General features: G+C 53.5%; 24 protein-coding genes and 2 pseudogenes. 15 read left to right on the top strand and 11 right to left on the bottom strand.

The genetic code is table 11. The features are described 5' to 3' along the window. Window positions 1–523: DUF4431 domain-containing protein (locus tag V8L71_RS17455; RefSeq protein WP_336274928.1), on the top strand; the 523-nt coding region annotated here is incomplete at its 5' end. A gap of 7 nt (window positions 524–530) precedes the next feature. Here V8L71_RS17455 and V8L71_RS17450 read toward each other — a convergent pair. From V8L71_RS17450 to V8L71_RS17430, 5 genes are all read right to left on the bottom strand, one after another. Continuing rightward, window positions 531–1,151 (bottom strand): virion core protein, T7 gp14 family, encoded by a 621-nt coding sequence (locus V8L71_RS17450; RefSeq protein ID WP_336274927.1) that lies wholly within the window; start codon window positions 1,149–1,151, stop codon window positions 531–533. After that, a complete protein-coding gene (gene rnhA, locus V8L71_RS17445) occupies window positions 1,144–1,656 on the bottom strand; it encodes a ribonuclease HI (RefSeq protein ID WP_336274926.1) in 513 nt (170 codons plus the stop codon). The genes V8L71_RS17450 and rnhA overlap by 8 nt, the downstream gene beginning before the upstream one ends. Before the next feature lie 922 nt (window positions 1,657–2,578). Further along, window positions 2,579–2,785, bottom strand: coding sequence for a hypothetical protein (locus V8L71_RS17440; RefSeq protein WP_336274925.1), 207 nt, complete (start codon window positions 2,783–2,785; stop codon window positions 2,579–2,581). Between the two features lie 173 nt (window positions 2,786–2,958). Continuing rightward, window positions 2,959–3,270, bottom strand: coding sequence for a KilA-N domain-containing protein (locus tag V8L71_RS17435; RefSeq protein WP_336274924.1), 312 nt, complete (start codon window positions 3,268–3,270; stop codon window positions 2,959–2,961). Between the two features lie 224 nt (window positions 3,271–3,494). Continuing rightward, window positions 3,495–4,805 (bottom strand): tyrosine-type recombinase/integrase, encoded by a 1,311-nt coding sequence (locus V8L71_RS17430; RefSeq protein WP_336274923.1) that lies wholly within the window; start codon window positions 4,803–4,805, stop codon window positions 3,495–3,497. Window positions 4,806–5,229: 424 nt separating this feature from the next. Between V8L71_RS17430 and V8L71_RS20775 the strand changes: the two are divergent. The 8 genes and pseudogenes from V8L71_RS20775 to V8L71_RS17395 form a co-directional block, all read left to right on the top strand. Next, window positions 5,230–5,349: pseudogene (locus V8L71_RS20775) on the top strand (hypothetical protein); the annotation flags it as partial. Between the two features lie 202 nt (window positions 5,350–5,551). Continuing rightward, window positions 5,552–5,692, top strand: a complete 141-nt coding sequence (locus V8L71_RS17425) for a hypothetical protein (RefSeq protein WP_336274922.1) — start codon at window positions 5,552–5,554, stop codon at window positions 5,690–5,692. 13 nt (window positions 5,693–5,705) lie between these two features. After that, window positions 5,706–8,102 carry an endopeptidase La gene (gene lon / locus V8L71_RS17420; RefSeq protein WP_336274921.1) on the top strand — a complete coding sequence of 799 codons (2,397 nt, stop codon included), beginning with the start codon at window positions 5,706–5,708 and terminating at the stop codon, window positions 8,100–8,102. Window positions 8,103–8,374: 272 nt separating this feature from the next. Next, entirely contained in the window at window positions 8,375–8,884 is a 510-nt protein-coding gene (locus V8L71_RS17415) for an Hsp20/alpha crystallin family protein (RefSeq protein WP_336274920.1), read from the top strand. A 61-nt stretch (window positions 8,885–8,945) separates the two neighbouring features. After that, window positions 8,946–9,419 carry a host attachment protein gene (locus V8L71_RS17410; protein WP_336274919.1) on the top strand — a complete coding sequence of 158 codons (474 nt, stop codon included), beginning with the start codon at window positions 8,946–8,948 and terminating at the stop codon, window positions 9,417–9,419. A 603-nt stretch (window positions 9,420–10,022) separates the two neighbouring features. Then, window positions 10,023–10,816, top strand: a protein-coding gene (locus V8L71_RS17405) for an IS5 family transposase (protein ID WP_431313191.1) whose coding sequence is annotated in 2 segments (ribosomal slippage) — window positions 10,023–10,347 and window positions 10,347–10,816 — 795 coding nt in all. Because the reading frame shifts where the segments join, the coding sequence is not laid out codon by codon here. Window positions 10,817–11,079: 263 nt separating this feature from the next. Beyond that, window positions 11,080–11,535: a hypothetical protein gene (locus tag V8L71_RS17400; protein WP_336274918.1), complete on the top strand. Its 456-nt coding sequence runs from the start codon at window positions 11,080–11,082 to the stop codon at window positions 11,533–11,535. A gap of 98 nt (window positions 11,536–11,633) precedes the next feature. Next, on the top strand, window positions 11,634–12,371 hold the full coding sequence (locus V8L71_RS17395) for a hypothetical protein (RefSeq protein WP_336274917.1): 738 nt from the start codon (window positions 11,634–11,636) through the stop codon (window positions 12,369–12,371). A gap of 171 nt (window positions 12,372–12,542) precedes the next feature. Here the strand turns inward: V8L71_RS17395 and V8L71_RS17390 are convergent, their stop codons facing one another. The 3 genes from V8L71_RS17390 to V8L71_RS17380 all read right to left on the bottom strand — a co-directional run bounded on the left by V8L71_RS17390 (window position 12,543) and on the right by V8L71_RS17380 (window position 14,619). Beyond that, window positions 12,543–13,280: a Crp/Fnr family transcriptional regulator gene (locus tag V8L71_RS17390; protein ID WP_336274916.1), complete on the bottom strand. Its 738-nt coding sequence runs from the start codon at window positions 13,278–13,280 to the stop codon at window positions 12,543–12,545. Between the two features lie 401 nt (window positions 13,281–13,681). Next, a complete protein-coding gene (locus V8L71_RS17385; protein ID WP_176302726.1) occupies window positions 13,682–13,837 on the bottom strand; it encodes a hypothetical protein in 156 nt (51 codons plus the stop codon). 2 nt (window positions 13,838–13,839) lie between these two features. After that, complete coding sequence (locus tag V8L71_RS17380) at window positions 13,840–14,619, bottom strand: CLCA_X family protein (RefSeq protein WP_336274915.1); 780 nt, start codon at window positions 14,617–14,619, stop codon at window positions 13,840–13,842. A 196-nt stretch (window positions 14,620–14,815) separates the two neighbouring features. Between V8L71_RS17380 and V8L71_RS17375 the strand changes: the two genes are divergently transcribed. Both V8L71_RS17375 and V8L71_RS17370 read left to right on the top strand, forming a co-directional pair. After that, on the top strand, window positions 14,816–15,502 hold the full coding sequence (locus tag V8L71_RS17375; protein ID WP_336274914.1) for a type 1 glutamine amidotransferase domain-containing protein: 687 nt from the start codon (window positions 14,816–14,818) through the stop codon (window positions 15,500–15,502). A 152-nt stretch (window positions 15,503–15,654) separates the two neighbouring features. Next, window positions 15,655–16,392: a MauE/DoxX family redox-associated membrane protein gene (locus V8L71_RS17370; protein WP_336274913.1), complete on the top strand. Its 738-nt coding sequence runs from the start codon at window positions 15,655–15,657 to the stop codon at window positions 16,390–16,392. A gap of 134 nt (window positions 16,393–16,526) precedes the next feature. Here V8L71_RS17370 and V8L71_RS17365 read toward each other — a convergent pair. The 3 genes and pseudogenes from V8L71_RS17365 to V8L71_RS17355 all read right to left on the bottom strand — a co-directional run. Further along, a pseudogene (locus V8L71_RS17365) lies at window positions 16,527–17,186 on the bottom strand (MipA/OmpV family protein); the annotation flags it as partial. Between the two features lie 1,681 nt (window positions 17,187–18,867). Beyond that, complete coding sequence (locus tag V8L71_RS17360; protein ID WP_232774871.1) at window positions 18,868–20,232, bottom strand: M20/M25/M40 family metallo-hydrolase; 1,365 nt, start codon at window positions 20,230–20,232, stop codon at window positions 18,868–18,870. 119 nt (window positions 20,233–20,351) lie between these two features. Further along, entirely contained in the window at window positions 20,352–21,236 is an 885-nt protein-coding gene (locus tag V8L71_RS17355; protein ID WP_101146505.1) for a LysR family transcriptional regulator, read from the bottom strand. 183 nt (window positions 21,237–21,419) lie between these two features. Here V8L71_RS17355 and V8L71_RS17350 point away from each other — a divergent pair, with 183 nt between their 5' ends. Genes V8L71_RS17350 through V8L71_RS17335 form a run of 4 tightly spaced genes read left to right on the top strand, consistent with a single transcriptional unit; the run spans window position 21,420 to window position 26,060 of the window. Further along, entirely contained in the window at window positions 21,420–22,385 is a 966-nt protein-coding gene (locus tag V8L71_RS17350; RefSeq protein WP_008957253.1) for a TAXI family TRAP transporter solute-binding subunit, read from the top strand. A 21-nt stretch (window positions 22,386–22,406) separates the two neighbouring features. After that, window positions 22,407–24,317, top strand: a complete 1,911-nt coding sequence (locus tag V8L71_RS17345; protein WP_232774872.1) for a TRAP transporter permease — start codon at window positions 22,407–22,409, stop codon at window positions 24,315–24,317. After that, window positions 24,314–25,720 (top strand): acyclic terpene utilization AtuA family protein, encoded by a 1,407-nt coding sequence (locus V8L71_RS17340; protein ID WP_101146507.1) that lies wholly within the window; start codon window positions 24,314–24,316, stop codon window positions 25,718–25,720. Before V8L71_RS17345 ends, V8L71_RS17340 begins: the two co-directional genes overlap by 4 nt. Continuing rightward, window positions 25,707–26,060 carry an AtuA-related protein gene (locus V8L71_RS17335; protein ID WP_008957250.1) on the top strand — a complete coding sequence of 118 codons (354 nt, stop codon included), beginning with the start codon at window positions 25,707–25,709 and terminating at the stop codon, window positions 26,058–26,060. Before V8L71_RS17340 ends, V8L71_RS17335 begins: the two co-directional genes overlap by 14 nt. The last annotated feature ends 101 nt before the right edge of the window (window positions 26,061–26,161 follow it).

Raw genomic sequence — 26,161 nt, 5'->3', positions numbered from 1 at the left:
GCCTCGTGGTCGAAGACCATACGTACCGCCCGCTGGCGAACTTCAGGGGAATATCGATTTGATTTGCTCATGGCTCCATCCTCTCAAGGTTTGGAGCCTCCGGGAATCCCGGTACGGTTCACTCCTACCTGCTGGGGCTGCGCTTGCCGAAGTTAATGGCAAGTGCCTTATTGATGGTGAACCCGCTGAACTGACAGGTAAGATTTGGCGAGAAACCTTCCCTGGCCCGCCCAACTACGAAAGTATCGAGACAGGAGACAAGCCCTTAACGTACTGGATTCTTACTACTGAAGAACCTTATTGCGGTAAGGCATACAACATGGAGAGTGGGGACACTTACAGGATTCCCGGTGAGCTAACTCGTTTCCAGCTCGTCCTCGATGATGACCAGTACACTGACAACCAATCGCTGGTATTTGAAAACGCTACAGTTACCGGAAGTATGTTTTCCGGACATACCGGCTACCACAATACGGCCATGCTGATAGATATTGAGTCGATCGAACCTGCTAGTGACCAATAACTATTTCTTACCTTTTATACGTCTGATTAGCCCAGCCAGAGCCGCCGTAAGGTCTCGGACTGCTACTACCAAATGAGTTATTCTGCGGCTGCATTGACGCCGCACTGGCTACACCGTTAGCGGCTGTTGACGCCATACCAGCAAGGGCAGCACCACGGGAAGGCGGCTGGCCTTTCGATACGGAATTGATACGGTTAACGGCTGCTGTCTGCCGCGACTGTTTCTGACGCTGCAACTGCCCAAGAGTCCAATTCAAGTTCCGGTCGATGGTCGAACGGTCACGGGCAGCAGAACCGGCGATGTCTCGAAGACCGAGATGAACCGTGTTGCCAGTGATACCGGCCTCACCGGCAGCTACTCTAGAGCGGGCCATTTGAGAGCGTGATTCCCTTGTCCTTTGTTCTTTCTCTTCGGTGGCTAACTGCTGCTCTTGAGACTGTCGAGTGTTGATGTCCCCATACTCACGGCCTAGAGCCTTATAGGTGTTCTGCCGGTTCTGGGTATACATCTTGTTCTGGGCTTCTGCTCGTTGGGCAGCCGCTTCATATTGCTGCTGTTGGCCGTACATCTGTGCGCCAGTGCTCACGACAGTCATTGCTGTTACGGCTATAGACATGGGATCACACATTATCGTACTCCTTCACTGTCTCGCCTTCCGCTCCTGCTACTGCTAACTGGTCGGCCAGTTCGTTCTCTGGGTGTCCGTTGTGACCACGAACCCAATGGAACCGGACAGTGTGAATCCCTAGCAGGGCATCAAGCTGTTGCCATAGGTCTTTATTCTTAACGGGCTGCTTGTTGGCTGTTTTCCAGCCTTTGCGTTTCCATCCATGAAGCCATTCAGTAGCGCCTTTCGTGACGTATTCGCTGTCACTGGTCAGGTCTACCGATGACGGCCACTTCAATGCCGATAGCGCTTCAATGGCAGCGGTCAGTTCGGCTCGGATGTTGGTCACGTGCTTGCCCTGGAGTTTGTCAGCCAGTTTCAGGCGGTGGCCTGACGAAGTGAGAAAGACAGCCCCCCAGCCCGCTTTTGGGTTTTGCTGACCGTTATTGCTACAGGCTCCATCGGTGAAGATACGGACGTAGCTCAAGGGGCTTTCAGCGTTGGAAAGTTCGTGTGATGTGCTCATGGTTGTTTCGTCCTCATTGTCGGAGACAGACGGTTCCCTTCAGACGGACGGCCCAACAGACGGACGAAACCGCCAGCCTGACCGACTGCCTTCGAGAATGTGCTGGTAATGATGAAATGGAATAGCTCAAGGGATGAGCGGTTGGATAGCCTGGGGGATGATCTATTGGTTGTGTTCGGACGTGAAGTAGTCAGTGTGGCAACGCCACCTTACGAGGTATCGATAATGTTAGCTGGACGCAGGTCGTACCGATGGGCCTGGATCGTGGTTATTACCACGGTTGATTACTTACACTGCCGATGAAGCCAATAGATGAAGTGGTTGGTTATCTGAAAGATGAACTAAAAGACTATACCTACAAGAGGTAGTCTCAGGTGCCAGTCTTCTAGATGTCCCCGCCACCCCGTAGTCAGCCCAACGATAAACTCGTTAGGTCGCTCGGACTGCGCTCTGGGCCACCACTTCCAGAGAGTCCTTCCGCCGTTCTTCAGGGCATCCAGAGGCTAAGCGTAATGCCAAGCTTGAAATGCTCTACGTTGCCCACCGTGTGACCGTCCGACTGGCGAAGTCGAGCGAGACACCGATAAACAACTTGAACGGGCTGTGTCGGGTTGAACCTTTTCTCATGCATTCCAATTAAGGAACCGTTACCGAGGTTCTCCCGAAAGCGATTAAGCTACGGTTATGACGGGGAAGAAGTAAATCTCAGTATGCCGAGCCTTCTTAGATTGGTCCCCGAAGGAGCGTATGTCCTCCTTAGGTGCAGGGTAATCAGTTTGGAATTGTGCGGCTTTCTGGCGGCTTTGAAACTAAAAGCAGTAGTGATGCCCAGCTAAGCTATAAAAGCCTTTGCGTGGAAGTACAGCCGCATTAATAGGGGCCAGCCCAAGACATAAAGCGTTGGTCAGCCCGTTTGTTCTGGTTAGTGCAATATATCATCAAGGGTCACAGCCAGTTCCTCACCCATCTCGGTAAGGTGGACGAGTTTCTTACGGCGTTCTTTGGGGTCTTCCTCTGTCCAGACAAGTCCAAACCCAGGCTTGTCGTATTCTTGCCACTCGGACAGTACAGCGATTGTTCTTGAGCATGTCGCTTGTTTGGTATTGGTCTGCTTTCGTAGTTCATCCATTGATACCCCTGGATTTGCAGCGACATAGGTGAAAAGGGAAGCCACCGTCATCGGTAGGTCAGAATGCAGCTTGCGAAATTCCTCCACAGCAGCCAGCGCTCGCTGCAGTAGATTTTATTGCTTGTGGGCACGGCTTGCGGCTGACTTTCCATTATCCAGTTCCTCTTTGTGGGCTATAGGAATCGTATGCTTTGAGGTCTTCCATCACAAGCCACGGCAAACCGGACGTCTAACCAGCGGGCAAAGAACACGGCCAGCTTTGGGTGTGCCCAGGTGCCACCATGACGACCACGCTTTACCTCAAAAACGTGGGAATATCCCACCTTTTCCAATTCGGCTGTGTATTCTTTTGTGCTGGGGAGCCGGAGAAATTCTTTTACCTCCTTACCGAATTCCTTAGCGGCCTTCGTCATGTTGAAGTAACCGTCTTCGCGGAATGTGAGGGTCTTGCCGTGCCACTGTTTGGTGATCATTGCGTTGATCATTTTGATAGCTCATTTACCAGAGCCATGTAGTTTCAGCAAGGCCGTGACTTAAATCATCAAAATCCGATGAATTAATTCCAGATAATGCTTGGAATAGCTTGAATAAGGCCGGTACCTAGAATTCCAGTGACTGCTACTTGATCCTAATAGGGGGATTTCCCCATACAAGGCTTCAATTTATTTTGTGTGTCCGAGTGTCGTACCTGCCAGACATTCCCGCTTCACTATGCCTCGGAAGCTACTCCCTTTGGGTAGTTGATCAGTTCTATAGCTTCCCGCTTGCTCTTCAACGAATGCCCCCCAGAGTAAAGCCCATAGGTCACCCTTGGTTTCTCATGACCGACAATATCCGCCGTGAGGTTTTCCGACACTCCGGCATCTTCGAGTAGGGTAACAACGGTCTTACGGATGGAGTGAAATACGAAGGTAGAGCCGAAGCCATGGCGGGCTTTGAGCCGCCCAAAGCGTTTACCGATGGCGTTCGACCTATCGCCGTACTTATTAAAGGTGAGTCCTGATAGTAGGTAGCCGTCTTTAGATTCAGCCAACAGGCGCTTTATTGTGGGCTTCAACTCGTGGTGAACAGGAATCTCACGTATCCCCGCATCAGTTTTGCTGTCGGTAACCCTTAACCTATCAGTTGAACTGTCATCCGTGCGTAGTGAGCATAACTCTTCGATCCTGGCCCCTGTGAACATCCCTAGAACAATCAGGTCTGCCAGCGAATGATCCCCGCCATCTATCGCGTCACGATGGAGCTTAACCACATCGATAGGTTCAAAGGGTACCCAGCCTTTCGTTCCCTCGCGGGCTTTGCTGGCGCTGGAAGCTCGTTCTTGGCGAAGCACGAAAGAGGGCAGTTTGAATGGTTCACGGTCAGTTGGGGCTTTGCCTGTTTCTTGAAGGTGGTGCCAGACGTTTCGAGCCGTCGTGAAGCACCGTTTGACTGACGATACGCCATAGCCATGACCGTCTTGTTCCTTCGGTGCCATGAGAACCTTGGCCCACTCCCTGACGCTCTCAGTGTTTATGGCTTCAATGACCTCGAAATAGTCAGCCATTCGCTTGGCGTCTTTCTCCATCTGTTCGGCAGTTTTCTGCTTCAAATGTAGGTTGTTACGCCATTCTATAAGCTCTGGAGTAATAGGTGTCCGCTGCCCAAGAGCAACGCTAGCGAGGCGTTGGGCGTCTTCATGGTGGCCTTGAGAGTCCAGCTTTTCGGCTTTGCTGGTTATTGAACCGGCTAGGGCTTCATAGTGCTGAAGGTCGTTGCTGCGTCGGAGTTCTTCTAGCTGCTGGCGATACTCCAAAACACCATCAAAAAATGATCCTCCTAGCTCATCATTACCTTGTGCTTTGGAAATCTGGTCTTTCCATTCAGCCACCAATGCATAGGCTCTTGATTGAGCCACTCGTTTATCAGTGGTGCCCGTACTCTTAACGAAACGAATCTTGCCACCGAGTTTTGGCCGTACTTCCTTGGGGATAGTAAGCACTGCGTACCAACGGTTTGCGCGTCTCTCCAGGTGGCTCATAGTGGGCATCCAGATGGTGTATTTACCACACGAATTTACCACATGAAAGGGAGGTAATGCATTGATAGTTAAGTGTATCAGTTACTTATAACCGTTTGGCGGACTGTCCCTCCCCCTCCGCCACAGAATTTAGATTAAGCCGCTGATTTTCAGCGGCTTTTTATTTTCCTGAAAGATATTGACCCACACATAGCAGCTGGTTTCCATGGGCTCGCTCAATATGCCGCTGGACAATATGCATCTCTACGGCATCACGATCCTCCTCCAAGACCAGGCTCTGTCCCTAATGCCAGGCAGTTGAGCCTATTCCTTATAAGTTGACCATGAGACCTTCCCATGTCAGGCACACTGACTCGGTAAGATCCATGCAGTTCAGCGACGCCATTGATGCCATCGCCAAGGCAGCCCCTATGATTTCTCCAGTCTCTCCGAAGTGCTCTCTCCCGAACTGATCGACACCTGTCTTGAAGAAGCCAGCGTGGCCACAATGTGCAAGCGACGCCTGCCTCCTTACTTGCTGCTGACTCATCTTTTTCCTATGTAGAGTTATTTTGCATGCTCCTGACATTACTTAGGGCTGCGGTGAGTATCTTGATCTCTCGAGTTCCACCCTTCGCGGGTGGACACTGACAACAAGCTGCGTAAAGCGACGGTTACCGCGGGAGAGCTTTGGCGCGCTGGTCGCGGACCGGCTAATCTTCAATAAGGATCGGTGTGCCAGGGCGCGTTCGTCGCTGGGAGGAGCCATGCCGTTACGTGACCCGCATCGCCTGGAAATTCCTTTCGGTCGCTTCGAGCGTCGCTTGGGGCTGTCGGCAGTTACTTTTCGCCTGCATAAGCGGGAATGGTGTGATGGTTGCCTTTACCTGGGCGTTCGTCTTACCTGATGGAGGGGAGACTATGAGCGAGGCATATACTCAGCCGAGTTCGACTTCGCACGAAGCCGGTATCAAGATGCCGGAGGACGTGCTGATACTCCTGCCTGTTCGTAACCTGGTCCTATTCCCGGCGTTGGTACTGCCGATCACCGTGGGTCGACCCAAGTCCCTGGCAGGTATCGAGGAGGCGCTGAAGAATGATCGTCCGGTGGGCGTCATACTGCAGAGGAATCCCGACGCCGTCGATCCTGGGCCTTCTGACCTCTACCGGGTCGGCACCGTGGCCAATATCCTTCGCTTCGTGTCGAGCGAGGAGGGCAGACACCAACTAGTCTGCCAGGGCCAGACGCGTTTCCGGATACTGGACTTCATCGATGGGTATCCTTTTTTGCTGGCGAGAGTGGAATTGATCCGAGCGCGAGAGGGGCGTAGTCCGGATGTCGAGGCGCGGTTGTTGACGCTGCGCAAGCGGGCCCTTGAGGCACTTCATCTGTTGCCGCAGATCCCTGACGAGTTGATCCGTGCGGTGCGGGCCATCGATCAACCCGGCCTGATGGCCGACACCATCGCCGGTTACTTGGATCTTTTGCCCGATGAGAAGCAAGAGATTCTGGAGCTCACTGATCTCAAGGCACGGATGGACAAGGTGCTAGCGCGCCTCGACTATCGAGTGGAGGTGCTCAAGCTGTCGCAGAAGATTAGCGAGCGCACCCATGAGACCATGACTGAGCGTCAGCGTGAGGCAGTGCTGCGCGAGCAACTGCGATCTATCCAGCAGGAACTTGGCGAGGGAGACGAGAAAGCCGAGGAGATTCGCGAACTGGAAGAGCGCATCAACAGTGCTGGCATGCCCGAGGAGGTAGAAACCTTTGCCCGCAAGGAGCTCAAGCGTCTTGAGCGCATGCCTGAGGGCGCCGGGGAGTACTCCATGGCGCGCACCTTCATGGAGTGGTTGCTGGAGCTGCCCTGGTCGAAACTTAGTGAGGAACACCTCGATATTGCCCGCGCTCGGGAGATTCTCGATGCCGATCACTATGGCCTCGAGCGCATCAAGAAGCGCATTATCGAGCATCTGGCGGTTCACAAGCTCAACCCGGAGGGCAAGAGTCCGATCCTGTGCTTTGTCGGCCCGCCGGGGGTTGGCAAGACCTCGCTGGGGCAGAGTATCGCGAGGGCCATGGGCCGCGAGTTTGTGCGTGCAAGCCTTGGCGGGGTCCACGACGAGGCCGAGATCCGCGGCCACCGACGCACCTACATCGGCGCGCTGCCGGGCAATATCATCCAGGGACTGCGCAAGGCCGGCACTCGCAACCCGGTGTTCATGCTGGACGAAATGGACAAGCTCGGCGCCGGTATCCAAGGGGATCCTTCGGCGGCGCTGCTCGAAGTGCTTGATCCGGCGCAGAATAGTGCCTTTCGGGATAACTACCTCGGCGTGCCTTTCGACCTCAGTCGGGTAATGTTCATCGGCACTGCCAACGTGCTCGACCAGATTCCTGGCCCGTTGCGTGACCGGATGGAGGTCATCGAGCTGGCCGGCTACACGGAAGACGAGAAGGTCGAGATCGCTCGGCGATATCTCGTGCCACTCCAGTGCGCGGCCGCAGGACTCTCCGAGGAGCAGCTGACACTCTCCGATGCCGCCTTGCATGCCATCGTGGCGGACTACACCCGCGAAGCGGGGGTGCGCCAGCTCGAGCGGCTGATCGGCCAGGTAGTGCGACACGTAGCCGTGCGCATTGCAGAAGGTGCCCTGGAACGAGCGGATGTGGATACCGTAGACCTGACGGAGTCCCTTGGTCCACCACGTTTCGAGAACGAGATGGCGATGCGCACCAGCGTGCCTGGTGTCGCCACGGGCTTGGCCTGGACCCCAGTGGGTGGCGATATCCTCTTCATCGAGGCGAGCCAATCACCGGGTAACGGACGGCTGATTCTCACTGGCCAGCTCGGCGAGGTGATGAAGGAGAGCGCCCAGGCGGCCTTGAGTCTGATCAAGGCCCATGCCGACGAACTGGGTCTGGAGGCCCGGCGCCTGGCCAGGACCGACATCCATGTCCATGTTCCGGCAGGAGCGATCCCTAAGGATGGCCCCAGTGCCGGCACGGCCATCTATACGGCGTTGGTTTCGCTGCTAAGTGGTCGCTGCGTCCGTGAGGACGTCGCCATGACCGGGGAGATCACCCTGCGGGGTCTGGTGCTGCCAGTGGGCGGCATCAAGGAGAAGGTACTCGCGGCCCAACGGGCCGGCATCCGCACCGTGTTGCTGCCAGCGCGCAACCGCAAGGACTGGGAGGAAATTCCTGAGAAGACCCGTGAACGTCTGACCTTCCATTGGATCGAGCATGTCGAGGACGCTACACGGCTGGCGCTATGCGATGCGGGCTCCTCAACAGTCACCACACCCAAGGAATCCTGACGGCTGGCTCGTCCGTAAGCGTCGGTATACCTGGGGTGGCGAGGGGGGTGAAGCCCCGTTTGCAGTTTGGCATGTACTCGAGAATGGCCAGCGCCATTGTCGAGTCTTGCCATGGGGAAAAGGTGTCATGAACCTTGATCCGCGTCATGGCTGTCCGACGGGACCCTCCTATACTTTTCCATGTGATCGTATTGGTGGATCGCACATCTCCTGTGGGGCCGGGTAACTTGCCTCATTGGATTTTTTCCGCCTTTCCCGTGAGGTGACTCATCATGACCAACAATAAATTCAAGGAGGCTTCTCCTTCCGCCACACAGCCCGCCACAATCACCGAAGCTGAGGCTCCTACGTCACGCTACCCGAGCCCTTTTCGGGAGCTGGATCGCATGTTCGACAGCCTTCTGGCTCGGGATTGGATGCACCCCCTGCCCTGGGATCGTCTGTCTGCCCTTGCGCCGCGTCTACCCAGAGTCGATGTTCTCGACAGGGATACTGAAGTAGTGGTTCGCGCCGAGCTTCCCGGTATCGAGCGTGAGGATCTCGATGTCTCGGTAACTGAAAGGGCGGTGACCATCAAGGGTGAGAGTCATAAGGAATCTCGTGAGGAGGAAGGCGAGTACTATCGCTGTGAGATCTCTAGTGGCAGCGTACTGCGTACAGTGGATCTACCTTGCGATATTGATGCCGACAAGGCAGAGGCCAACTTCCGAAGCGGCGTACTGGAGCTGACCCTGCCCAAGATCAAAGAGGCGCACCGTCGCAAGCTGGACATCAAGAGTTAAACATCATGGCGTGAGAGGCGCGGGAATATCGCTTCCCGCGCCGTACGCCGAGGACTTCATCATGAAGATGACCGGGGTATTAGTTTCGGATCAGACGAGTGCTCGCCTGTTCACGATCAATCTGCCGAAAGCCCCATTCGAAGAGTTGGCGAGATTGGACAATCCTGAAGGCCGACTACATGAGCGCGACATTGAGGCCGATCGGCCAGGGAGGGACTTCGATAGCATGGGGCGGGGGCGGCATGCCATGGGAACACGCCATCCGGCGACGGAGCAGCAGGAGATTCGCTTCGCCCAGGAGATAGCGACGCTGCTGGCCGATCACCACCGTCGAGATAGCTTCCAGCGCTTGGTTCTTTGTGCTCCGCCGAAGCTGTTGGGGCTAATACGGGAGGCGTTGCCAAAGCGGGTCGCTGGGTGCCTGCTGCTGGAACTGGACAAGGATCTCGCCCACTTGAGCGACACCGATCTGCGTGCCCATCTGACTGAGCATCTGCCCACCATCATTCAGCCACAGAGTTCGCTATCAGCCTGAGCTTATCCCCGTTGTCTCACCCCGAGACGCGGGCTGTCGGCTCAAGCGCGGTGGGCTATGGCCGAAGATTGAGGCAGGGCGGTGGGTACCCTCCTGACCGTTGAAGGCTTGCCAGCAGCTAGTCGAGGCGCCTTCTGCAGCGGGCCGGGTTCACAGTCAGCGGTTTTTTTGCTATGTACACAAAAACAATAGGGAATGATCCGCCCGCTCTTCGGATAACTCGCAGGATGGCGTGAGGGGGCTCCATGCGCTCGACCAAGTGTTCAATATAGAAAGTATGGTTGTACCTCTACGGAGAAGTAGGCGAAGCTTTTTCTGGAAATAAGCTAATTGCGGAATTGCCTCGCCTCCAGCTTGGCCATTCTTTTCTTAAGCACCATCGTTAGAAGAACAAACTAATACACTAGCTGCTACATTCCATCATGATCCCGATATTGATGATGAGCCTTTAACACCCGTTTCAAGTAATTAATGAAAGGAGCATCTCTCTTTAAGCCTTTTTGCGCCGCTATTATAAGCGTTTAGATGACAGAAAGGCTTTAAGGCTAAGAGCTCCTTTCAAAACCCTTGAAATAGCTCGCCTGCGTGCCTAGCTTAGCTAATATGGCTAAGAAGATTGTACCTGACGAACTCTGGAAAATTGTCGAGCCGCTCTTGCCACCTGAACCACCCAAGCCTGATGGTGGCAGGCCACGTGTTTCCAACCGTGCCGCCTTAACCGGCATCCTGTTTGTTCTTAAGTCAGGCATCCCCTGGGAGATGTTACCTCAAGAAATGGGATGCGGTTCCGGCGTCACTTGCTGGCGACGGCTGCGTGACTGGCATGAAGCCGGTGTCTGGAAAAAGCTTCATCAGACGTTGCTGGAATACCTGCAAGCAGCTGATCAACTGGATTGGGATCGTGCTTGCATGGACAGTGCCTCCATCAAGGCAAAAAAAGGGGATCAGCCATTGGCCCAAACCCGACAGACCGTGGGCGACCCGGAACTAAACGGCACCTACTGACCGATCGAAAGGGAACACCGCTGGCGGTCGTTCTCTCCGGGGCCAATATGCATGACAGTGTTCCCCTATCTGTCCTGCTAGACGAGGTACCCCCCGTCGCAGGTCGTCTGGGTCGTCCTCGCCAGCGACCTCGTAAGCTTCACGCCGACAAGGCATACGACTTTGCTCGTTGTCGCCGTGCCTGCAGTAGACGCCATATTCAGGCTCGTATAGCCAGACGTGGTGTGGAAGATACTCAGCGACTGGGACGACATCGCTGGGTGGTTGAAAGAACCTTCGCCTGGCTGGAACAGATGCGTCGGCTCGCAACACGATATGAGCGGCGCACTGACATCCACTATGCGTTCACTTTACTGGGCTGCTCCCTGATCTGCTTGAAGCGGCTCACATGACAGTTTTGAAAGAAGCTCTAAGTCTTTATTGTGCTGATACTCCTAATTTCGTCATTAGTTTTTAACTTGTGTTAATAACATTTAGATAAATATCTTAAGAAGTAAATTTTTTAATTTATATTAATAAAAATGTATTGCGATATATTGCCTGTTTTAAACTTTGTATCCCTTTAATAGGCGAGCTAGTTTTGTTGTTGTAAGGCTTGGCTATAGCCAACTGACAGCCAAGATCGTTTTTCATTGGATGACTAAAGGAGTTGGTCATGTTTAAAAAGCTACTTATCACTGCAGCAATTTCCACAGCACTGGCCACCACCAGTACTGCAATGGCACAACAGTGGGACCAGAGCAACCAATCGCAGAGTCAGGATCGCTACAGCCAAGACAATCGTTGGCATGATCAGAACCGCCAGGATAACCGCTACCAGGATGATCGTTACCGCGACGACGACCGTTGGCGCGAGCAAAACCGCCAGGATAACCGCTACCAGGATGATCGTTACCGCGACGACAACCGGTGGCGCGAGCAAAACCGCCAGGATAACCGCTACCAGGATGATCGTTACCGCGACGACGACCGTTGGCGCGAGCAAAACCGCCAGGATAACCGCTACCAGCAGGATCGCTACCGCAACGACAACCGGTGGCGTGATCAGAACCGCCAGGATAACCGCTATCAGCAGAACCGTAACAGCAACGCCCATGAGTGGCGCGATTAGAGGCATAGCCGTTATAGCAATTAAGCCAGTAAGACAGCCGTTAGCCTACCTACCGGCTGTCTTGAATGATGAGATCACTGAAGCATTTGGAGAACGTGATGTTTAGAAAATTGATTCTGGCAACAGCCGTAACAGCGGCATTTGCAACCAATATGGCGGTTGCTCAACAAGATGATAATCGTAACGACAGCTACCGTTATGATAATTCCCAAAGTAATCAACAAAGTTATCAATCTAGAGATAGCCAAGGTGGTCAGTACCACCAAAATGACCGCTACCATCGGTATGATGACCAGAGAGATCGTCAGCGCAGTCACAGCGGGAACGATGGCCAGTATCGTCAATACCGCAGCAATGATGATTACGATCGAAGAGGCCAGCACTCCAATCAGTCATCAAGCGATTATGAGCGTCAGCAATATAGGTCTAACAATAACCTATATAACGGTGAACAGAGAGGTCAACAGAGCCGACGGCAGGAGCAGTCACAGGGTAGTGAACAGGAATCTTATATTTACTTCCAAGGTTATCTAGAAGGTAAGCAAGAAGGCCTTGAGCAGGGACTAATGCGTGGTTATCGGCAGGGCTACCTGCAGGGTATGCAAGATGCAGTACACAGTGCTAATCAGAGTGTTAATCAAAATTCAAATAGAAACCAAAGCAATACCGGAAATGGTAATCGGCAAAACTCTGCAAATCAACGCGGTGGGCAAGGCAATGAAAATCTAATGCCTCCCACCGACATGGGTGCCGAAGGCCCCAGTGGGTCAACTGAAATGCAGACTTCAGACGAGCAAAACGATTCTGAAGCGGATGCTGCGTCTGAAGAGGACTAGCCTAACGAGCTTGTGATGAAGAAAGCTTAAGGTGCATGTCACGCATGCACCTTTTTCGCTGCTGATTTTCTCTTCTTATGCGGCTTACGCTCTTTTTACAACATTAGTGACTATTGGTATCTTCCGATAGCCTGGTAATAGCAAGAAAAATCAGAGTGTTAGCCTGTAAAATTATTGATTTTCAAGATGCAGGTAAAGCGAGTCAAACTCGCCAGCGTCTTGTAATTTCTGCCAGTCAGGTATGGTTACCCTTCTTTTGTTCGTAATTATCAAGCCATCATTACGAAGGGCCTGTAGCACTCGGTTTACGTGTACTGGGGTCATCCCCGTTGCATCTGCTAGCTCCGCTTGGGTAATAGGCATATCAAAAGTGTTTTCATTCTCTACCAATCCCACCGCTTTAAGGCGCAGCAAGAGCTCACAGATAATATGAGCGATCCGTGAATAGCCTTCGCGTTGCCCTACATTCAACAACCATTCCCGGAAAATGGAAGCATCCACCAATGTTTCATGCCAGAAGGCCGCAGTAAGCCGAGGGTGGCGCTCAAATAAAAGCGATAAGTCTTGGTGCTGTATGTAACCGAGTTTGCAGGGGCTGAGTGATGCAATGTTAATATCAATAACTTGCAAGTGCAGGCTCTGCAAATCTGGCATATCACCAGGAATATGCAATGCCATTATTTGACGTTTACCCTCTAGGGTTAGTTTGTAAACACATGAAAAGCCTTCCAGCAATAAGCAACTTTGACTAGGCTGGTCACCCATTTTAACGATAACTTGGTTAGCCTTTACATCTTGCGTTTGTACCGGTAATTCCTGAAGTGCCCGCTTTTCATCGGCGGTAAGGGTGAAATTACTTTCTAACTTGCGGATCATTAGGTGGGTATGAGGAAGTAGGGCGCTAGACATGCTGCTTGGCTCCATGTTTGGCAGGAATGAAGCCTGAGCGACAGTGTCTCTGCTTAAGTTCTAATAAAAGCAATGTTTAGTTATATAACCGAATTTTTTTACAATTGTAAATCAAAATCGATCCTATAAAAAGATTATTTAAATTGTTTGAGAAGATGAAAAAAATTACCTGCTAACTAGAGTGCTTAGGGAAAATTTCTCATATAAGTTATGGTAATTATATCTTTCTGAAAATAAAGATTATTTTATAATTTTCTAAGATAAATTAAAGCTAGCCTTTTGCAGGCTAGCTTGTCTGATTTTTTAAACTTTCAATATTTTAATATTTGTTAAAGTATTTCGAGCTGGGCATGGGTGTGATGCGCGGCTAGGCGCCCTACGTTAACCACTTCTACGAGCGATTAAAAAGGCAGCACACCGCCGAAGCCAATGCCAAGCACGGCAACAATAACAACAACGATAACGACGATAGTGGTAGTAGATGGCATGTTCTCTTCCTTTGAGTAGTGAGCGTTGCTACAGCTTAGGCACGATTGCACCATTTTGCACGCTGTCATGCTTACCCGGCCTCCCGCAACGCCTTTCCCAGCCTGCCAAAATAGCAGCTGAACGCTGCATTGATCTGCTCTCGCTGTGCGCCCTGTGGGTAGAGTCCTTTTTCCGCTTCAAGAGAGGCCTTGGTGCCTTTGACCAGAAAGTGATTGGTGATGGCTGCGTCCTGTACAAATGCCTCAAAGGCGCGTGCGCAAAGCTCTTCGGGTTTGCTGTAATAGAGCTGGCCAAGCTTTTTATCCATCTGCACCGAGCTTTGAAACAGATCGCTAGGCTGGTCGCCTTCGGGCTGCAGTAGTACGGCTTTGAAGCAGCGCATCAGCAGTTGATTCAGAGGGTGGGCAATGGGCGTTGCATCGGCGAGCCAAGCGGTAGAGGCGAATACACCGGCAGGTGTGCCGCGAAAACACTTACTGGCGATGTAGTGATCAAAAGCATGAAACCACTCGTGGGCAATGCTGCCGGGGCCTGCGTTTTTGGCTAGCGCAAAGCTGCGTTGGCTGGGGTCGTAGTGGGCAGAAACGCCAGGTCGGCCACCGCTGCCGTACTGCAGTGCGATTGTGCCGCGTAATGAAATTAGCGCCTCTGGCCCCTGTAGAATCAACATGAGATCGCACAGTGCATCGTGAAACAGCTCGGCGGCACGGTCGCGCTCAGCGCTGGTGACCCAGCGGCCAATCTCGATAGAGCGAAAATCAAACTGGCGTCGGATCAAGGCAAAACTGCTGGCTTGCCCCTGGCGGTGGTCAGGGCCGCTGCGGTAAAAATCCCGCGCTTCAATACTCACTGGTCGCTTCACCTGAACGATGACTGAATGACGCCATGATAAAGCGCCACTAACAGATTGACACTACTGGTGATCATTTGTCGCTTGAGCCAGTGACGACGATCTTGGATATCTCCTTGCATTCCACCTCAGAGGCCCCCACTAAGTAACAACAAGGCCTTTTAATAGCCTCATTTTTCACCGCTAGGAGAAAGATATGAGCAAGCGCATTTTGGTTGTACTGACATCTCACGATCAGCTGGGCGACACCGGTAATAAAACCGGCTTTTGGCTGGAAGAGTTGGCCGCCCCTTACTATGTCTTCAAAGACGCGGGGGCCGAGGTAACCCTGGCCTCGCCTCAAGGTGGCCAGCCGCCGTTGGACCCCAAGAGCGACGCTGAGGATAGCCAAACCGATGAAACGCGCCGCTTCAAGCAAGATGAACAGGCCAATGCTGAGCTTGCAGCGACCCATCGTTTGCGCGATATGAAGGCCGATGACTTTGATGCGGTGTTCTACCCCGGCGGTCACGGTCCGTTATGGGATCTCGTTGATGATAAAGACTCCATTCGTCTGATCGAAACGTTTATTGCGCAAGGCAAGCCGGTCGCTACCGTTTGCCATGCGCCGATTGTATTGGTGAATGCCAAGAACAGCTCAGGCGAACCGCTCGTCAAGGGCCGCCAAGTAACAGGCTTCACCAATGGCGAAGAAGATGCGGTTGGCCTGACTGACATCGTGCCGCATCTGGTCGAAGATGCGCTGCAACAGTGTGGTGGTATCTACACCAAGGCGGAAGATTTCACCCCTTATGTGCGTGAAGATGGCCAGCTGATTACCGGGCAAAACCCGCCTTCTTCAGCGCTAACGGCTGAAACGCTGATGGCGTGGCTGGAGAAATAACTGCTAGGGGGTAAGCAGGCTCAATGATAACGGCGAGGCTATCCTCGCCGTTTCTATTTTGGTCACTGACCATATTCTGACTACCTTTATAAGGTAGTGAGGTAGGGGGTTAAAATAGGTAGTTTTCAGCACGCATCAAGGAGGTGGTCAACATGGAGACGGCACATGTTTATCGGATGAAAACGGCAGAGCACCTTTGCCCGTTTGGTATGAAAACGGTCGATTTGTTAAAGCGTAAAGGATATGAGGTTGACGATCACCCGCTAACCTCCCGAGATGAAATAGAAGCGTTCAAGGCTCGGGAAAATGTCGACACCACACCGCAAACTTATATCGGCAATAAGCGTATTGGTGGTTATGAAAAGGTGCGTAAGTATCTTGGGATGAGCGTGCCGAATACGAAAGAGACCACATATCGACCAGTGATCGCGATTTTTGTGACCGCCTTGCTGGTCGGGTTGGCGGTTAGTTGGGTCGCCAACGGTACCTTGATGGCCGCGCGGATGCCTGAATACGCAGTGGCGACGGCCATGGTGCTGTTGGGATTACAGAAATTTCAGGATGTAGAGAGCTTCAGCTCTATGTTCCTTAACTACGACCTGCTGGCTCAGCGCTATGTCCCCTATAGTTATGTATATCCTTACGCTGAAACCCTGGCCGGGATCTTAATGCTGGCAGGCGCTTTGATTTGGCTGGCGGCGCCGTTGGCACTTTTTATCGGTACGGTGGGGGCGGTGTCGGTGTTTAAAGCCGTGTACATCGATAAGCGTGAATTGAAATGCGCGTGTGTTGGCGGAAGCAGCAATGTGCCACTAGGGTTTGTATCGTTAACGGAAAATATCGTAATGATACTGATGGGGCTATGGATGCCGCTTAAAATGTGGTTTTGAGCAGAACTACCAGAGCAGCACCACCAGAACCATTCGCAAGAACCATTCCCAAGAACCAGCCACTAAACGCAAAAGCGCCCTAAACGTGAAGGGCGCTTTTATTTTTACCCAGGCTTTTTAGCGTCTTAATACTGCTAAAAGTTATAATTGAGCGACACACCCGTCACGGTCTGCCATTCGCTGCCTAAATCGTCAACGATGGGGCTGTCAGACGCATCACCGGTCAGGTAGCTGGTGCCAACAAAACCGGTGGCAGACCATTGAGGTGTCAAAGCGTAAGTCAGGCTGGTGCTAACCCCTAAACGCCAGGAGCCGCTATCAGGGTTATAGCTGGCAATGCCGCTACGCAGGCTGTCACGTGTCGAAACCGAGAACATCGACTCCGTCCACTCTTCGTCGGCATAGGCCACATTCGGGGTAAAAGTAAAGAACGTACGCTCATTGAGAGGCAATCGCCAAGCAGCCGATGCTTCCAGCTCTGCGCCATCCACATCGCCCGTTACCGGCGTGCTTCCCGCCAAGCTATATTTCCACTGCCCTTGCTCCAGCGCTAGCCGTAAACCGAGCGTAGCACCGCCATCCACTTTCTCGAATGACGAAATATCACCTTCATTATCGCGGCCAAAGGTATAGCCAATAAAAGGCGATACGGTCCAATCCCCATTGCGAATCGCGTGCCATTCAATGCCGCTGCGTGGGCTGATTGAAAGGGCATCACCATAGTTTAGTTCGATAGAGGGCCAAAGCTGGGTATTGTAATCGTCGCTGCCCAGATAATCGGGCACATACAGGACACCCGCGCCGAGACTACCTTCCCATTACTGGGCCCATGCTTGAGGAGCTATCGCGAGGCTAAGCGCGGCGACTGGCCACCAGTATTTTGAAATCATGATCGCACTCATTTTAAGAAGAATTAAGCAAACGTTCATGATTGTATGTGCTTGCTTGGAAGCTTGGCAAGCCGCTTTATAAAATGGCAAACGAGCGTTTAATAATAATTTATTTTCTATTAACTAACACAGGTTAAATAAACATACTTCTATAAAGCGCATTGTGTGCTCAGCGAAAGGAACTCGCGAAAAGGAAGATTAGACAAGGATTGCTTGAGTAGCACAAGGATGCACAAATAGGATATTTGTGACGTACGGTTATGGAAGACCTAATAAAGCTCAGCCATAAAATGGTTGAGCTTTATTTTTTATTAAAGTTAATAAAATTAAGTCAAGCGTTTGTTTTTTCTCATGGCTGGCTAGGTTAGTAAAATTAATTATATTACAATAATTATAAATAGATTGTTAGATGTGATGGTCGATGTATAACCATAATTAACTGATGATAATGCTTTTTTGACAGTTGTTTGGTGGCGATTAAAGGCCGGTGTCGCTTGAGTCATTAATCAAAAATACCTTAAAATTAGAAAATTATATTATGTTTATTTGACATAATGATGACAAGGTAAGCATGTTCTTAAAGTGCGTGATTCTCGATAAAAAATACCTAGCCTAGTGTGAGAATTATTTTCTCATTAAATAACCTAGGTTAGTTGATTTCGTTGTTTAAAGGTGCATCCTAATCATCAAGCAAAAGGAAGTGCTGACAAGGAAGATTGCGCCAGGATGGCTTAGTATCTCAGGGAAGTGCAAACAGGATGTTTGTGAGGAAGGAAGACGCTGCGATAAAGCCCTAGCCAGGGAATGGCTGGGGCTTTTTTTAAGCTTAAATAAATGACGTATTAGTTACATTCTTATGAATTTTCTCATTTATCGTAAATAGCATGCTAAGGAAAAGGGCAGATGTGTTAGCCATCTACCCCTTCTTTTTTATTAGCCGGCCTGTTAGCAAAATAAGCTATTGATTAATCAGCCTGCCCATTAACATGCATGGTGATAATAGAGCGTGCTTAGTTCATTCAAGGGCACTTCAACTGCTGTTTGGCAGTTAAGGCAACGCACTGTCGCCGTGTTTTTGCCTGTGCCTTCTAAACGAAAGCGATTAAAAAATGGTGACTTGGCTGTCTCTGAATTGCCGCAATGACGACAGATAACATCTAATTCATTGACTTTATTGCTGATTATAATGTCGCGCACGCTGACCTCCTACCATTAGGGTTGATGATGGTTCAGGCGTGGTAACCTCCCTGTTGATCCATATCGTTACCGACACGTTTTAAGTATAAGAGTCAATTCATATATTCTCCATGCGAAATGTATTGCAATCGTGCATTAAATCGACGCAACAAGGCTTTTTTAATATTAAAGCAATATTTTTTTGATTTAATAACCTGGGATAGATAAACACAGCGCTATCACGTCCATTGTGAGCACACACCACAAGGAAGTGGAAACAGGGAAGGCAACGCCAGGAAGGCTAAACGCTCTCAGGGAAGCACAAACAGGATGTTTATGAAGAAAATCAGGGAAGGTTTGATAAAGCCCCGGCCAAGGAATGGCTGGGGCTTCTTTTTATACGCGTGTTTTATTTTTTCGCTTTTTTCTTGGTTTTATTGCTGGCGGCAGGGGCGTTGGTGCTGCTTGCCTTGCTTCCTGCTTTGCTTTCGGCCTTGCTCTCTTTGCCGTCACTCTTTTTGCCTTCATCACCGTCGCTATCCGGCTTGTCGCTGCCCTGGTGAGGAAGCGGGCTGGCTTGGTCAAGGCGTGGGTGGTTATCCAGGAACTCACGCTCTAAATCAGGCAGAGCATCCATGGCTTGCAGGGTATGGGTGAGGGCGTGAATAGCCGCCAGCACATCCTGGGTATGGCCGGTTTCCGAGATCGTGTGCATATTGCGGATAGGGAAGCCGATCGAGGTAGCAGCACTATCGATAGAGGCCAGTACACCCGCCATACCATCGGTACCGGTGTCCACGCCCACGATATCGCGCTGCAGCGGAATATCCTGCGCTTTAGCGGCTGTCGCGATAATCCGATTGAGCTGTTCGCTGGCAATCGAACCCACCGCCATGGTGAAGCCCTTGCCCATTTCCAGCGGCTGCATGCGCTTGTCGCCGATGCCTGGCGCGCCCACGTAGTCGTGGTTAACGTCCACGCCAATCAGCGCATCCGGCTTCATTTCACCAGCCATCACGCGGCTGCCGAAGCGGCCAATTTCCTCATAGCTGGCAATCGCAAACAGCACGCGTACATTTTTCGTACCGCCTGCTTCAGCGATCAAGCGCGCCACTTCGGCGGCCACAAAGCAGCCCAGCCCGTTATCCAGGTAAGCACCGTAAAAGGTATTGGGGCTAAAGCCGGGGCGGATAGGGCGATCAAAAATAATCGAATCGCCCGGGCGTACGCCCAGGTTCAGCACCTGCTGCTTCTTGTTCTCACCGTGAATTTGCAAATCCAGGTAGATCTGCTCTTTCTTGATCCCTTTGCTGCCATCCCGCTGGCCGGGGTCAGAAAAGTGAATGGCGCCCAGTGCCTCTACCGTGCCGCCTTCAATGCAGCGGTAGCTGCCGGGGGCGTCCGGGTCTTCGCTGAACAGCTTCACTTCATGGCCGATCAGCACGGTCGGCAGGAAGGAGTCGGTGTTGATCCAGATTTTGCCGTCTTCGCCAATCGAGCGCACCTGCATACGGATTTTATCCGCATGGCCGATCAGCATGACCTTGAACATGTCGTCACGGCCGGGGTGGGTGTCCAGCACCACGCCCGCGTTGCCCTTGAACTGATGAAGGTGCCAACCTTTAGGCGCAAAGCTCTCAAAATGCGGCTTGAGCACGCCGTAAGTCATCGCCGCTTCAAGGCCTACCGGGCTTGGGGCGGCAAGAATATCGCGCATCAGTTTGAACTGCGCGTCGGGCATTGGCTGTGTCCAGGGTTTGGAAGTATCGCTCATGGATATCGCTCACTTAGTCAGGTGGATGTTCGTCATCTCTAGTCTGCCAGATTCTCGGCGCGGTTGTAGATAAAGGCGAAGAGAAAGCCGAGCGGAAATCGCGTATTCATGAAAAGACCTTATGCGTGATCACGAATCAGTTGGCACAAGGCGCTGGCGGCGGCGGAAGGGGGGTGGCGTCGGCTCAATATCATGCCCAGCTCGCGACGGATCGTCGGTTCGACCAGCGGGCGGTGTTCGATGCCATCGGTGGCAATCTGGCGAAAGCTGAGCGAGGGCAGCACGCTAATACCCAAGCCCGCTGCCACCATGCGGCCAACCGTGGCGATCTGGCGTGCATCGCACAAAATATCCAGCCGCTCCCCCACGCTCTGCATGATGCGGTCAATATCTTGGCGTGAACTGGAAAGCCGATTGATACCAATAAACGGATAGGCAGCCAACTGGCTCCACGCCACGGCCGACTGCGCCAGCAGCGGGTGCCCACACGGGCAAACCGCCACATAGCTATCTTCAAGCACGGGTTCAAAGGTGAGATCGTCCGCGTCGCTCGGCGGCACGGAAAGCCCCAAATCAGCGCGACCTTCACGCACCATTTGATTGATCTGCTCGGCCAGCACATCGTGCAGGCTTAAATTAATCCTCGGGTAGGCTTCATGAAAAAGCTTAATCACCCGGGGGAATAACCCAGCCGCCAGCGTCGGCAGCGCCGCCACGGTCACCTTGCCGCGCTGTTTGGAAAACTGGTCGTTGAGATCCTCAAAGGCTTCATTCCAGTCATTCAATAGCCGCACGGCAACCGGTAGGAAAGCGTCGCCTTCCGGGGTCAAGGCAAGCTGACGTGATGTGCGGGCAAATAGCGCACCGCCGACGTTCTCTTCCAGCTTACGTAGCGCAATCGAAATCGCCGGTTGGGAAAGATGGACGCGCTCGCTGGCCTCCGCAAGGCTGCGCGAGTGGGCAACGGCAACAAAAACGCGCAACTGCTGGATGCTTGGATTCATTTAGAAAGTAAAACATAAATTAAAAACTATTCAATATACAAAATGAAACCAGCCCACCATGCTTGGCTTATCGCGATTCGTGCGTCGCGGTCATGTTTTACAACAACCCGTTTTACAATAACCGTATTTACAACAACCCGTTCTACAATAACAAAGGCTCGTACAGCGAGCTTCGGAGAGACAATGAAAACGCTACTTACCGCTATGGTGGCAAGCGCCGCGGTGCTGGCTGCTGCCACTTCCCATGCCGATGAGCGCCTGCTGATTGGTTCTACCTCGAGCTCCTCCAGCCACTACAGCTATTTTGTCGCGGTTAACCAGATCATCAACAACCAGGTCGAAGGTGTGAGTTCTTCTGTCGCTGAAACCGGCGCTACGGTTGATAACCTGCGTCGTTTGGGGCGCGACCAGATTGATATGGGGCTGGTGACGACCAATACTGGCTACCACGCCTACGCCGGTGAGGAAGATTTTGAAGGCCGCCCGGTCGATAACCGTCTGCTGTGGGTCTACACCGTGGCACCCCAAAACGCAGTGATGCGCCAGGATGCTAACGTCGCCACCTTCGCTGATTTGGATGGGGTGCGTTTCAACCCCGGTATCACCGGGTCAGCCACTGAGAAAACCACCGAAGCGGTGATGCGTACCCTCGGTATCGAGCCTGACTACGTGCGCGGCTCAACGACCGATATGGTCGACGCCATGAAGGATGGCCGGGTGATGGGCTCGGTGAAATCAGGGGTCGGCGAGCGTTTGGATGGCTCCTCTATGGATATCGCAACGTTCACTCCCATCAGCGTGCTCTCTCTTGATGACGCGCAGGCCGATACGCTGCGCAGCGAAATGCCCGATGTGGCGATTGTCGATGTGCCCGAAGGCGCTGCAGACGGTATCCCCGCTTATACCACCTGGGCGTTTGGGGTTGCCGTACATGCGCACCCGGATATGGATGAAGAGACCGCCTATCAAATCGTCAAAGCCGTGATGGAAAACCCCGAACCGCAGGTCAACGCCTTTGCCGCGATGAAAGATGCCGATATGGCGAAGATGACCCTGGAGGTTGGCACCGTGCCGCTGCATGCCGGTGCGGCGCGCTATTTCGAAGAGCAGGGGTACGACATCCCCGATGCCTTGCAGCCTGTCCAGTAAGGCCATTCGGAGAAGATGATCATGCGTGAGACAGTCACCAAAGGCTTGGCGCTGCTGCTGGGCGGTCTAATCCTTTATACCTCCGCCACTGGGCCGTTCGAGAGCTTGATTCAGCGGAGTATCTTTCTCGCGCTGGTCATCCTGCTGGGGCTTGCCGTCTACCCATTAGGGGAGGGCAAGCGCTGGCGCCCGCTGGGCATCGCTATCGATGTCATACTGGCAGTCGGTGTGGTAGGCGCCTGCGGCTATGTGGCGCTTAACCACGAACAAATTCTGGTCGAACTCCCCTGGGCAACGCCCCGCGATATGCTGCTGACCGGCGTACTGCTGGTGGCGATTCTGGAGCTTTCGCGCCGCGCCATTGGGGCTATTTTCCCCCTGCTGGTGTTAGCGGGGTTAGCCTACGCGTGGTTCGGTGCCGCCATCCCCGGGCCGCTCGGCCATCGGGGTTTTGATCTCTACTACATGACCGAAACCATTTACCTGGGTGATCTTGGCGTGTGGGGCATGCTGGTCGGCGTTGCCGCCACGACCATTGCCGCTTTCGTGCTATTCGGCTGTTTGTTGCTGCACACTGGGGGCGGCAATACCTTCATGGATTTGGCGCTGCGTATCAGCGGCCGTTCGCCGGGCGGTGCGGCCAAAGTGGCCACGGTCGCGTCCGGGCTGTTTGGCATGGTCAGCGGTAGCGCGGTGGCCAATGTCGCCACCACCGGCAATTTCACCATTCCCATGATGAAGCGCTTGAACTACCCACGTCCGTTCGCGGCGGGGGTAGAAGCGGTCGCCTCCACCGGCGGTCAAATCGCACCGCCGATCCTGGGCGCGGCGGCCTTTATCATGGCGGAAATTCTGGGTGAAAGTTACCTGCGTATCGCCTTGGCGGCCTTGCTGCCCGCCATCCTTTTCTACCTGGGCGTATTTGTCACTATCCACTTGGTGGCCAAACGCCGTCAGCTACAGGTGGTGCCCGATGATGAGCTGCCCAGCTGGGCAGATGTGATACGCCCTGAACGGATCATTCCTATTCTGGCAGCGTTGGGCGGGCTGTTTTACGGCGTGCTGAGCGGCCGTTCGATTCAGATGTCCGCTTTTTACGGCATCCTGATGACCGTGCTGACCTTTGTGCCTTTTGCACTGCTGTCCAAAATGCCCCTGCGCGAGATTCTCGGCAAACTGGTGGCAGGCTTGGTCGATGCAGGCAAAGGCATGGTGATTATCGGCGTGCTGTTGGCCGGGGCGCAGATTCTGGTGGCGATGATTGGCATGACCGGCATCGGCGTAACGCTGGCCAGCTTGATTGTCACGGTCGGTGGCGAATCGCTCTTCCTAGTAGCCTTTATCGTTGGCGGTGTGTGTCTGATTTTAGGCATGGGCATACCCACTACCGCGGCCTATGTGTTGGTGGCATCGGTGCTGGCGCCAGCGCTCACCACCATCGGTGTCGAGCCGCTGATTGCCCACTTGTTCGTTTTCTACTTTGCGACACTCTCAGTCATTACGCCGCCTGTCTGCATTGCGGTATTCGTGGCCTCAGGCATTGCCGATACCAACTGGCTGCCTGCCGCCGTCGAATCGGTGCGTTTGGCAGCGGCGATCTATGTCATTCCTTTCCTGCTGCTGATCTACCCAGCCCTGGCGGGGTTTGGGACTCCCCTGGAGATCGTCTTGGCCAGTTGTCAGGGGGTCGTGTTCGTGATGGCCTTCGCCGCGCTGATGTCTCGGGTAGCCATGACGGGTAAGCGCGTGATTGATGTGGTGGCGCTGATCGCGGTGATTGGGCTGGCGCTGACGCCAGGCTGGCTGACCACGCTGGCAGCGCTCGCCCTGATCATTGGGCTATTTATACGCCGCCGCTCGCTGCTGGATGACGAGCCGGTAGCTGCCGCCAGCGACCACCACTCCCTTCAAGCCAAGGAGACACATTTATGAGTTTTTTACTGGGCAGCGGGGCAGGCTTTTCCGGTGACCGTACCGATGCGGCCGTGGCGGTGGTAGCAGAGTTGATCAAGCGACAACAACCCTCTGCCTTGGTATTTGAAACCCTGGGTGAGCGGACATTGGCGGCCGCCCACCGGGCGATGCGTGAAGACCCCGAAAGCGGGTTTGAACCGCTGCTGGACGAGCTGCTGGCGCCAGTGCTTCGCGATTGCCTGGATAACGGCATTAAAATTTTAGGCAACTTCGGTGCAGCGAACCCTGGCGGCGCGTGCCAGGTTATTGCGGAGCTGGCCGCACAGCTGGGCCGTGCCGATGTGCGCATTGTCCAGGTGCATGGCGATGATATCCGCCAGCAACTGCATGGCCTGGACTTGCAGCGTTGGGAGGCCGAACGGCTGGATATGCCGGACGATGACGCCTTGATTTCCGCCAATGTCTACCTGGGTGCCAAGGCACTGGCCGAAGCGTTAGCCATGCAGGCAGACGTGGTAGTCACCGGGCGGGTCGCCGACCCGGCGCTGTTTTTAGCCCCGCTGATGCACCATTTCGATTGGCGTTGGGATGATTGGGACCGCCTGGCTTGCGGTATGATGGCCGGGCACCTGGCCGAGTGTGGTGCCCAGGTAAGTGGCGGCTACTTTGCCGACCCAGGCTTTAAAGACGTGCCTGGCCTTGCCACGGTGGGCTACCCGATTATTGAAGTAGAGCAGGATGGCAGCCTGATCATCACCAAGCCCGCCAATACCGGCGGCTGCGTTACCGAGCAAACGGTGAAAGAGCAGCTGCTCTATGAAGTCCATGATCCAGCCAATTACCTGACCCCGGATGTCACGGTGGATCTTACCCACGCCGAAGTACGCCAGCTTTCACCCAACCGTGTGGCGGTCACTGGAATCCGCGGCAAGCCCGCCCCCGAACGGCTAAAGACTACTGTTTGCTACGAAGGAGGGTGGCAGGGCGAAGCAGAAATTTCCTATGCCGGGCCCAATGCGCTAGCAAGAGCCCAGCTTGCAGCGCAAGTGCTGCGTGAGCGGTTGGTATTTCGCGCCCCGGCTGAGCTGCGAACCCGGTTGGATATCATTGGCCTGGCCAGCGTATTCGATAGCGATAGCGGCGAGCTTCAGCGTAGCGCTTCAACGTCTGTCAGCGGCGATTACCGGCTGCGGTTGGCAGCGGAGCACAGCGAGCGGCGCTGGGTAGCCCGCGCCACCCAAGAGCTGTTGGCACTTTACTGTGCCGGGCCTGCCGGGGGCGGCGGGGTGCGACGTCAGTTTCAACGGCGGGTATTTACCGCCTCATATCTGGTCAAGCGTAGCGACATTCATGCCCATGCCACGCTATTTGAGTCGCCGACCCAGGAAGCCCACAGGAGCGAACGCTATGCTGCAAGCTGAACCCACACAAACGTCAATGCGTGCGCCCGCCTCGATCTCTCTTCACCAGCTGGCGCACGCCCGTGCGGGGGATAAAGGCGAACGCCTCAACGTGGCGCTGTTTGCCTATGAGGCGGATCACTACGCCACCTTGCTGGAACAGGTCACCGAAGAACGAGTGCTGGCGCTATTCTCCCATCGCGGCGCTAGTCGGGTGCGGCGCTACCCTCTACCTAACTTGGCAGGCATGAACTTCGTGATCGATGATGTGCTTCAAGGCGGCGTTAACGGGGCACTCAATCTGGATGGCCATGGCAAAACGCTGTCGTTTTTGTTGTTAAGCCTGGAGGTTCACCTTTAGCCAGTTTTTAACCACGCACTCGACCTAGGTGGTCATGACGCGCTGCTCAAAACACCCTACTATGCGTGAACTTGCATGCGAGCTAATCAATATAGCGATAG

This window comes from Vreelandella indica, from assembly GCF_037070225.1.
Lineage (GTDB): Bacteria > Pseudomonadota > Gammaproteobacteria > Pseudomonadales > Halomonadaceae > Vreelandella > Vreelandella arctica.
This window is presented reverse-complemented; position numbering and strand designations above follow the sequence as displayed.

Excerpts from the sequence above, each read along its gene's own strand:
- V8L71_RS17340 (WP_101146507.1), top strand. The coding sequence starts at position 24,314 with ATGAGTTTTTTACTGGGCAGCGGGGCAGGCTTTTCCGGTGACCGTACC.
- V8L71_RS17440 (WP_336274925.1), bottom strand. The coding sequence starts at position 2,785 with ATGGATGAACTACGAAAGCAGACCAATACCAAACAAGCGACATGCTCA.
- V8L71_RS17395 (WP_336274917.1), top strand. The coding sequence starts at position 11,634 with ATGTTTAGAAAATTGATTCTGGCAACAGCCGTAACAGCGGCATTTGCA.
- V8L71_RS17385 (WP_176302726.1), bottom strand. The coding sequence starts at position 13,837 with ATGACAGCGTGCAAAATGGTGCAATCGTGCCTAAGCTGTAGCAACGCT.
- V8L71_RS17415 (WP_336274920.1), top strand. The coding sequence starts at position 8,375 with ATGACCAACAATAAATTCAAGGAGGCTTCTCCTTCCGCCACACAGCCC.
- V8L71_RS17360 (WP_232774871.1), bottom strand. The coding sequence starts at position 20,232 with ATGAGCGATACTTCCAAACCCTGGACACAGCCAATGCCCGACGCGCAG.
- V8L71_RS17350 (WP_008957253.1), top strand. The coding sequence starts at position 21,420 with ATGAAAACGCTACTTACCGCTATGGTGGCAAGCGCCGCGGTGCTGGCT.
- rnhA (WP_336274926.1), bottom strand. The coding sequence starts at position 1,656 with ATGAGCACATCACACGAACTTTCCAACGCTGAAAGCCCCTTGAGCTAC.
- V8L71_RS17390 (WP_336274916.1), bottom strand. The coding sequence starts at position 13,280 with ATGTCTAGCGCCCTACTTCCTCATACCCACCTAATGATCCGCAAGTTA.
- V8L71_RS17335 (WP_008957250.1), top strand. The coding sequence starts at position 25,707 with ATGCTGCAAGCTGAACCCACACAAACGTCAATGCGTGCGCCCGCCTCG.
- V8L71_RS17355 (WP_101146505.1), bottom strand. The coding sequence starts at position 21,236 with ATGAATCCAAGCATCCAGCAGTTGCGCGTTTTTGTTGCCGTTGCCCAC.
- V8L71_RS17370 (WP_336274913.1), top strand. The coding sequence starts at position 15,655 with ATGGAGACGGCACATGTTTATCGGATGAAAACGGCAGAGCACCTTTGC.
- V8L71_RS17430 (WP_336274923.1), bottom strand. The coding sequence starts at position 4,805 with ATGAGCCACCTGGAGAGACGCGCAAACCGTTGGTACGCAGTGCTTACT.
- V8L71_RS17400 (WP_336274918.1), top strand. The coding sequence starts at position 11,080 with ATGTTTAAAAAGCTACTTATCACTGCAGCAATTTCCACAGCACTGGCC.
- V8L71_RS17450 (WP_336274927.1), bottom strand. The coding sequence starts at position 1,151 with ATGTGTGATCCCATGTCTATAGCCGTAACAGCAATGACTGTCGTGAGC.
- V8L71_RS17345 (WP_232774872.1), top strand. The coding sequence starts at position 22,407 with ATGCGTGAGACAGTCACCAAAGGCTTGGCGCTGCTGCTGGGCGGTCTA.
- V8L71_RS17435 (WP_336274924.1), bottom strand. The coding sequence starts at position 3,270 with ATGATCAACGCAATGATCACCAAACAGTGGCACGGCAAGACCCTCACA.
- V8L71_RS17425 (WP_336274922.1), top strand. The coding sequence starts at position 5,552 with ATGCCGTTACGTGACCCGCATCGCCTGGAAATTCCTTTCGGTCGCTTC.
- V8L71_RS17375 (WP_336274914.1), top strand. The coding sequence starts at position 14,816 with ATGAGCAAGCGCATTTTGGTTGTACTGACATCTCACGATCAGCTGGGC.
- V8L71_RS17410 (WP_336274919.1), top strand. The coding sequence starts at position 8,946 with ATGAAGATGACCGGGGTATTAGTTTCGGATCAGACGAGTGCTCGCCTG.
- lon (WP_336274921.1), top strand. The coding sequence starts at position 5,706 with ATGAGCGAGGCATATACTCAGCCGAGTTCGACTTCGCACGAAGCCGGT.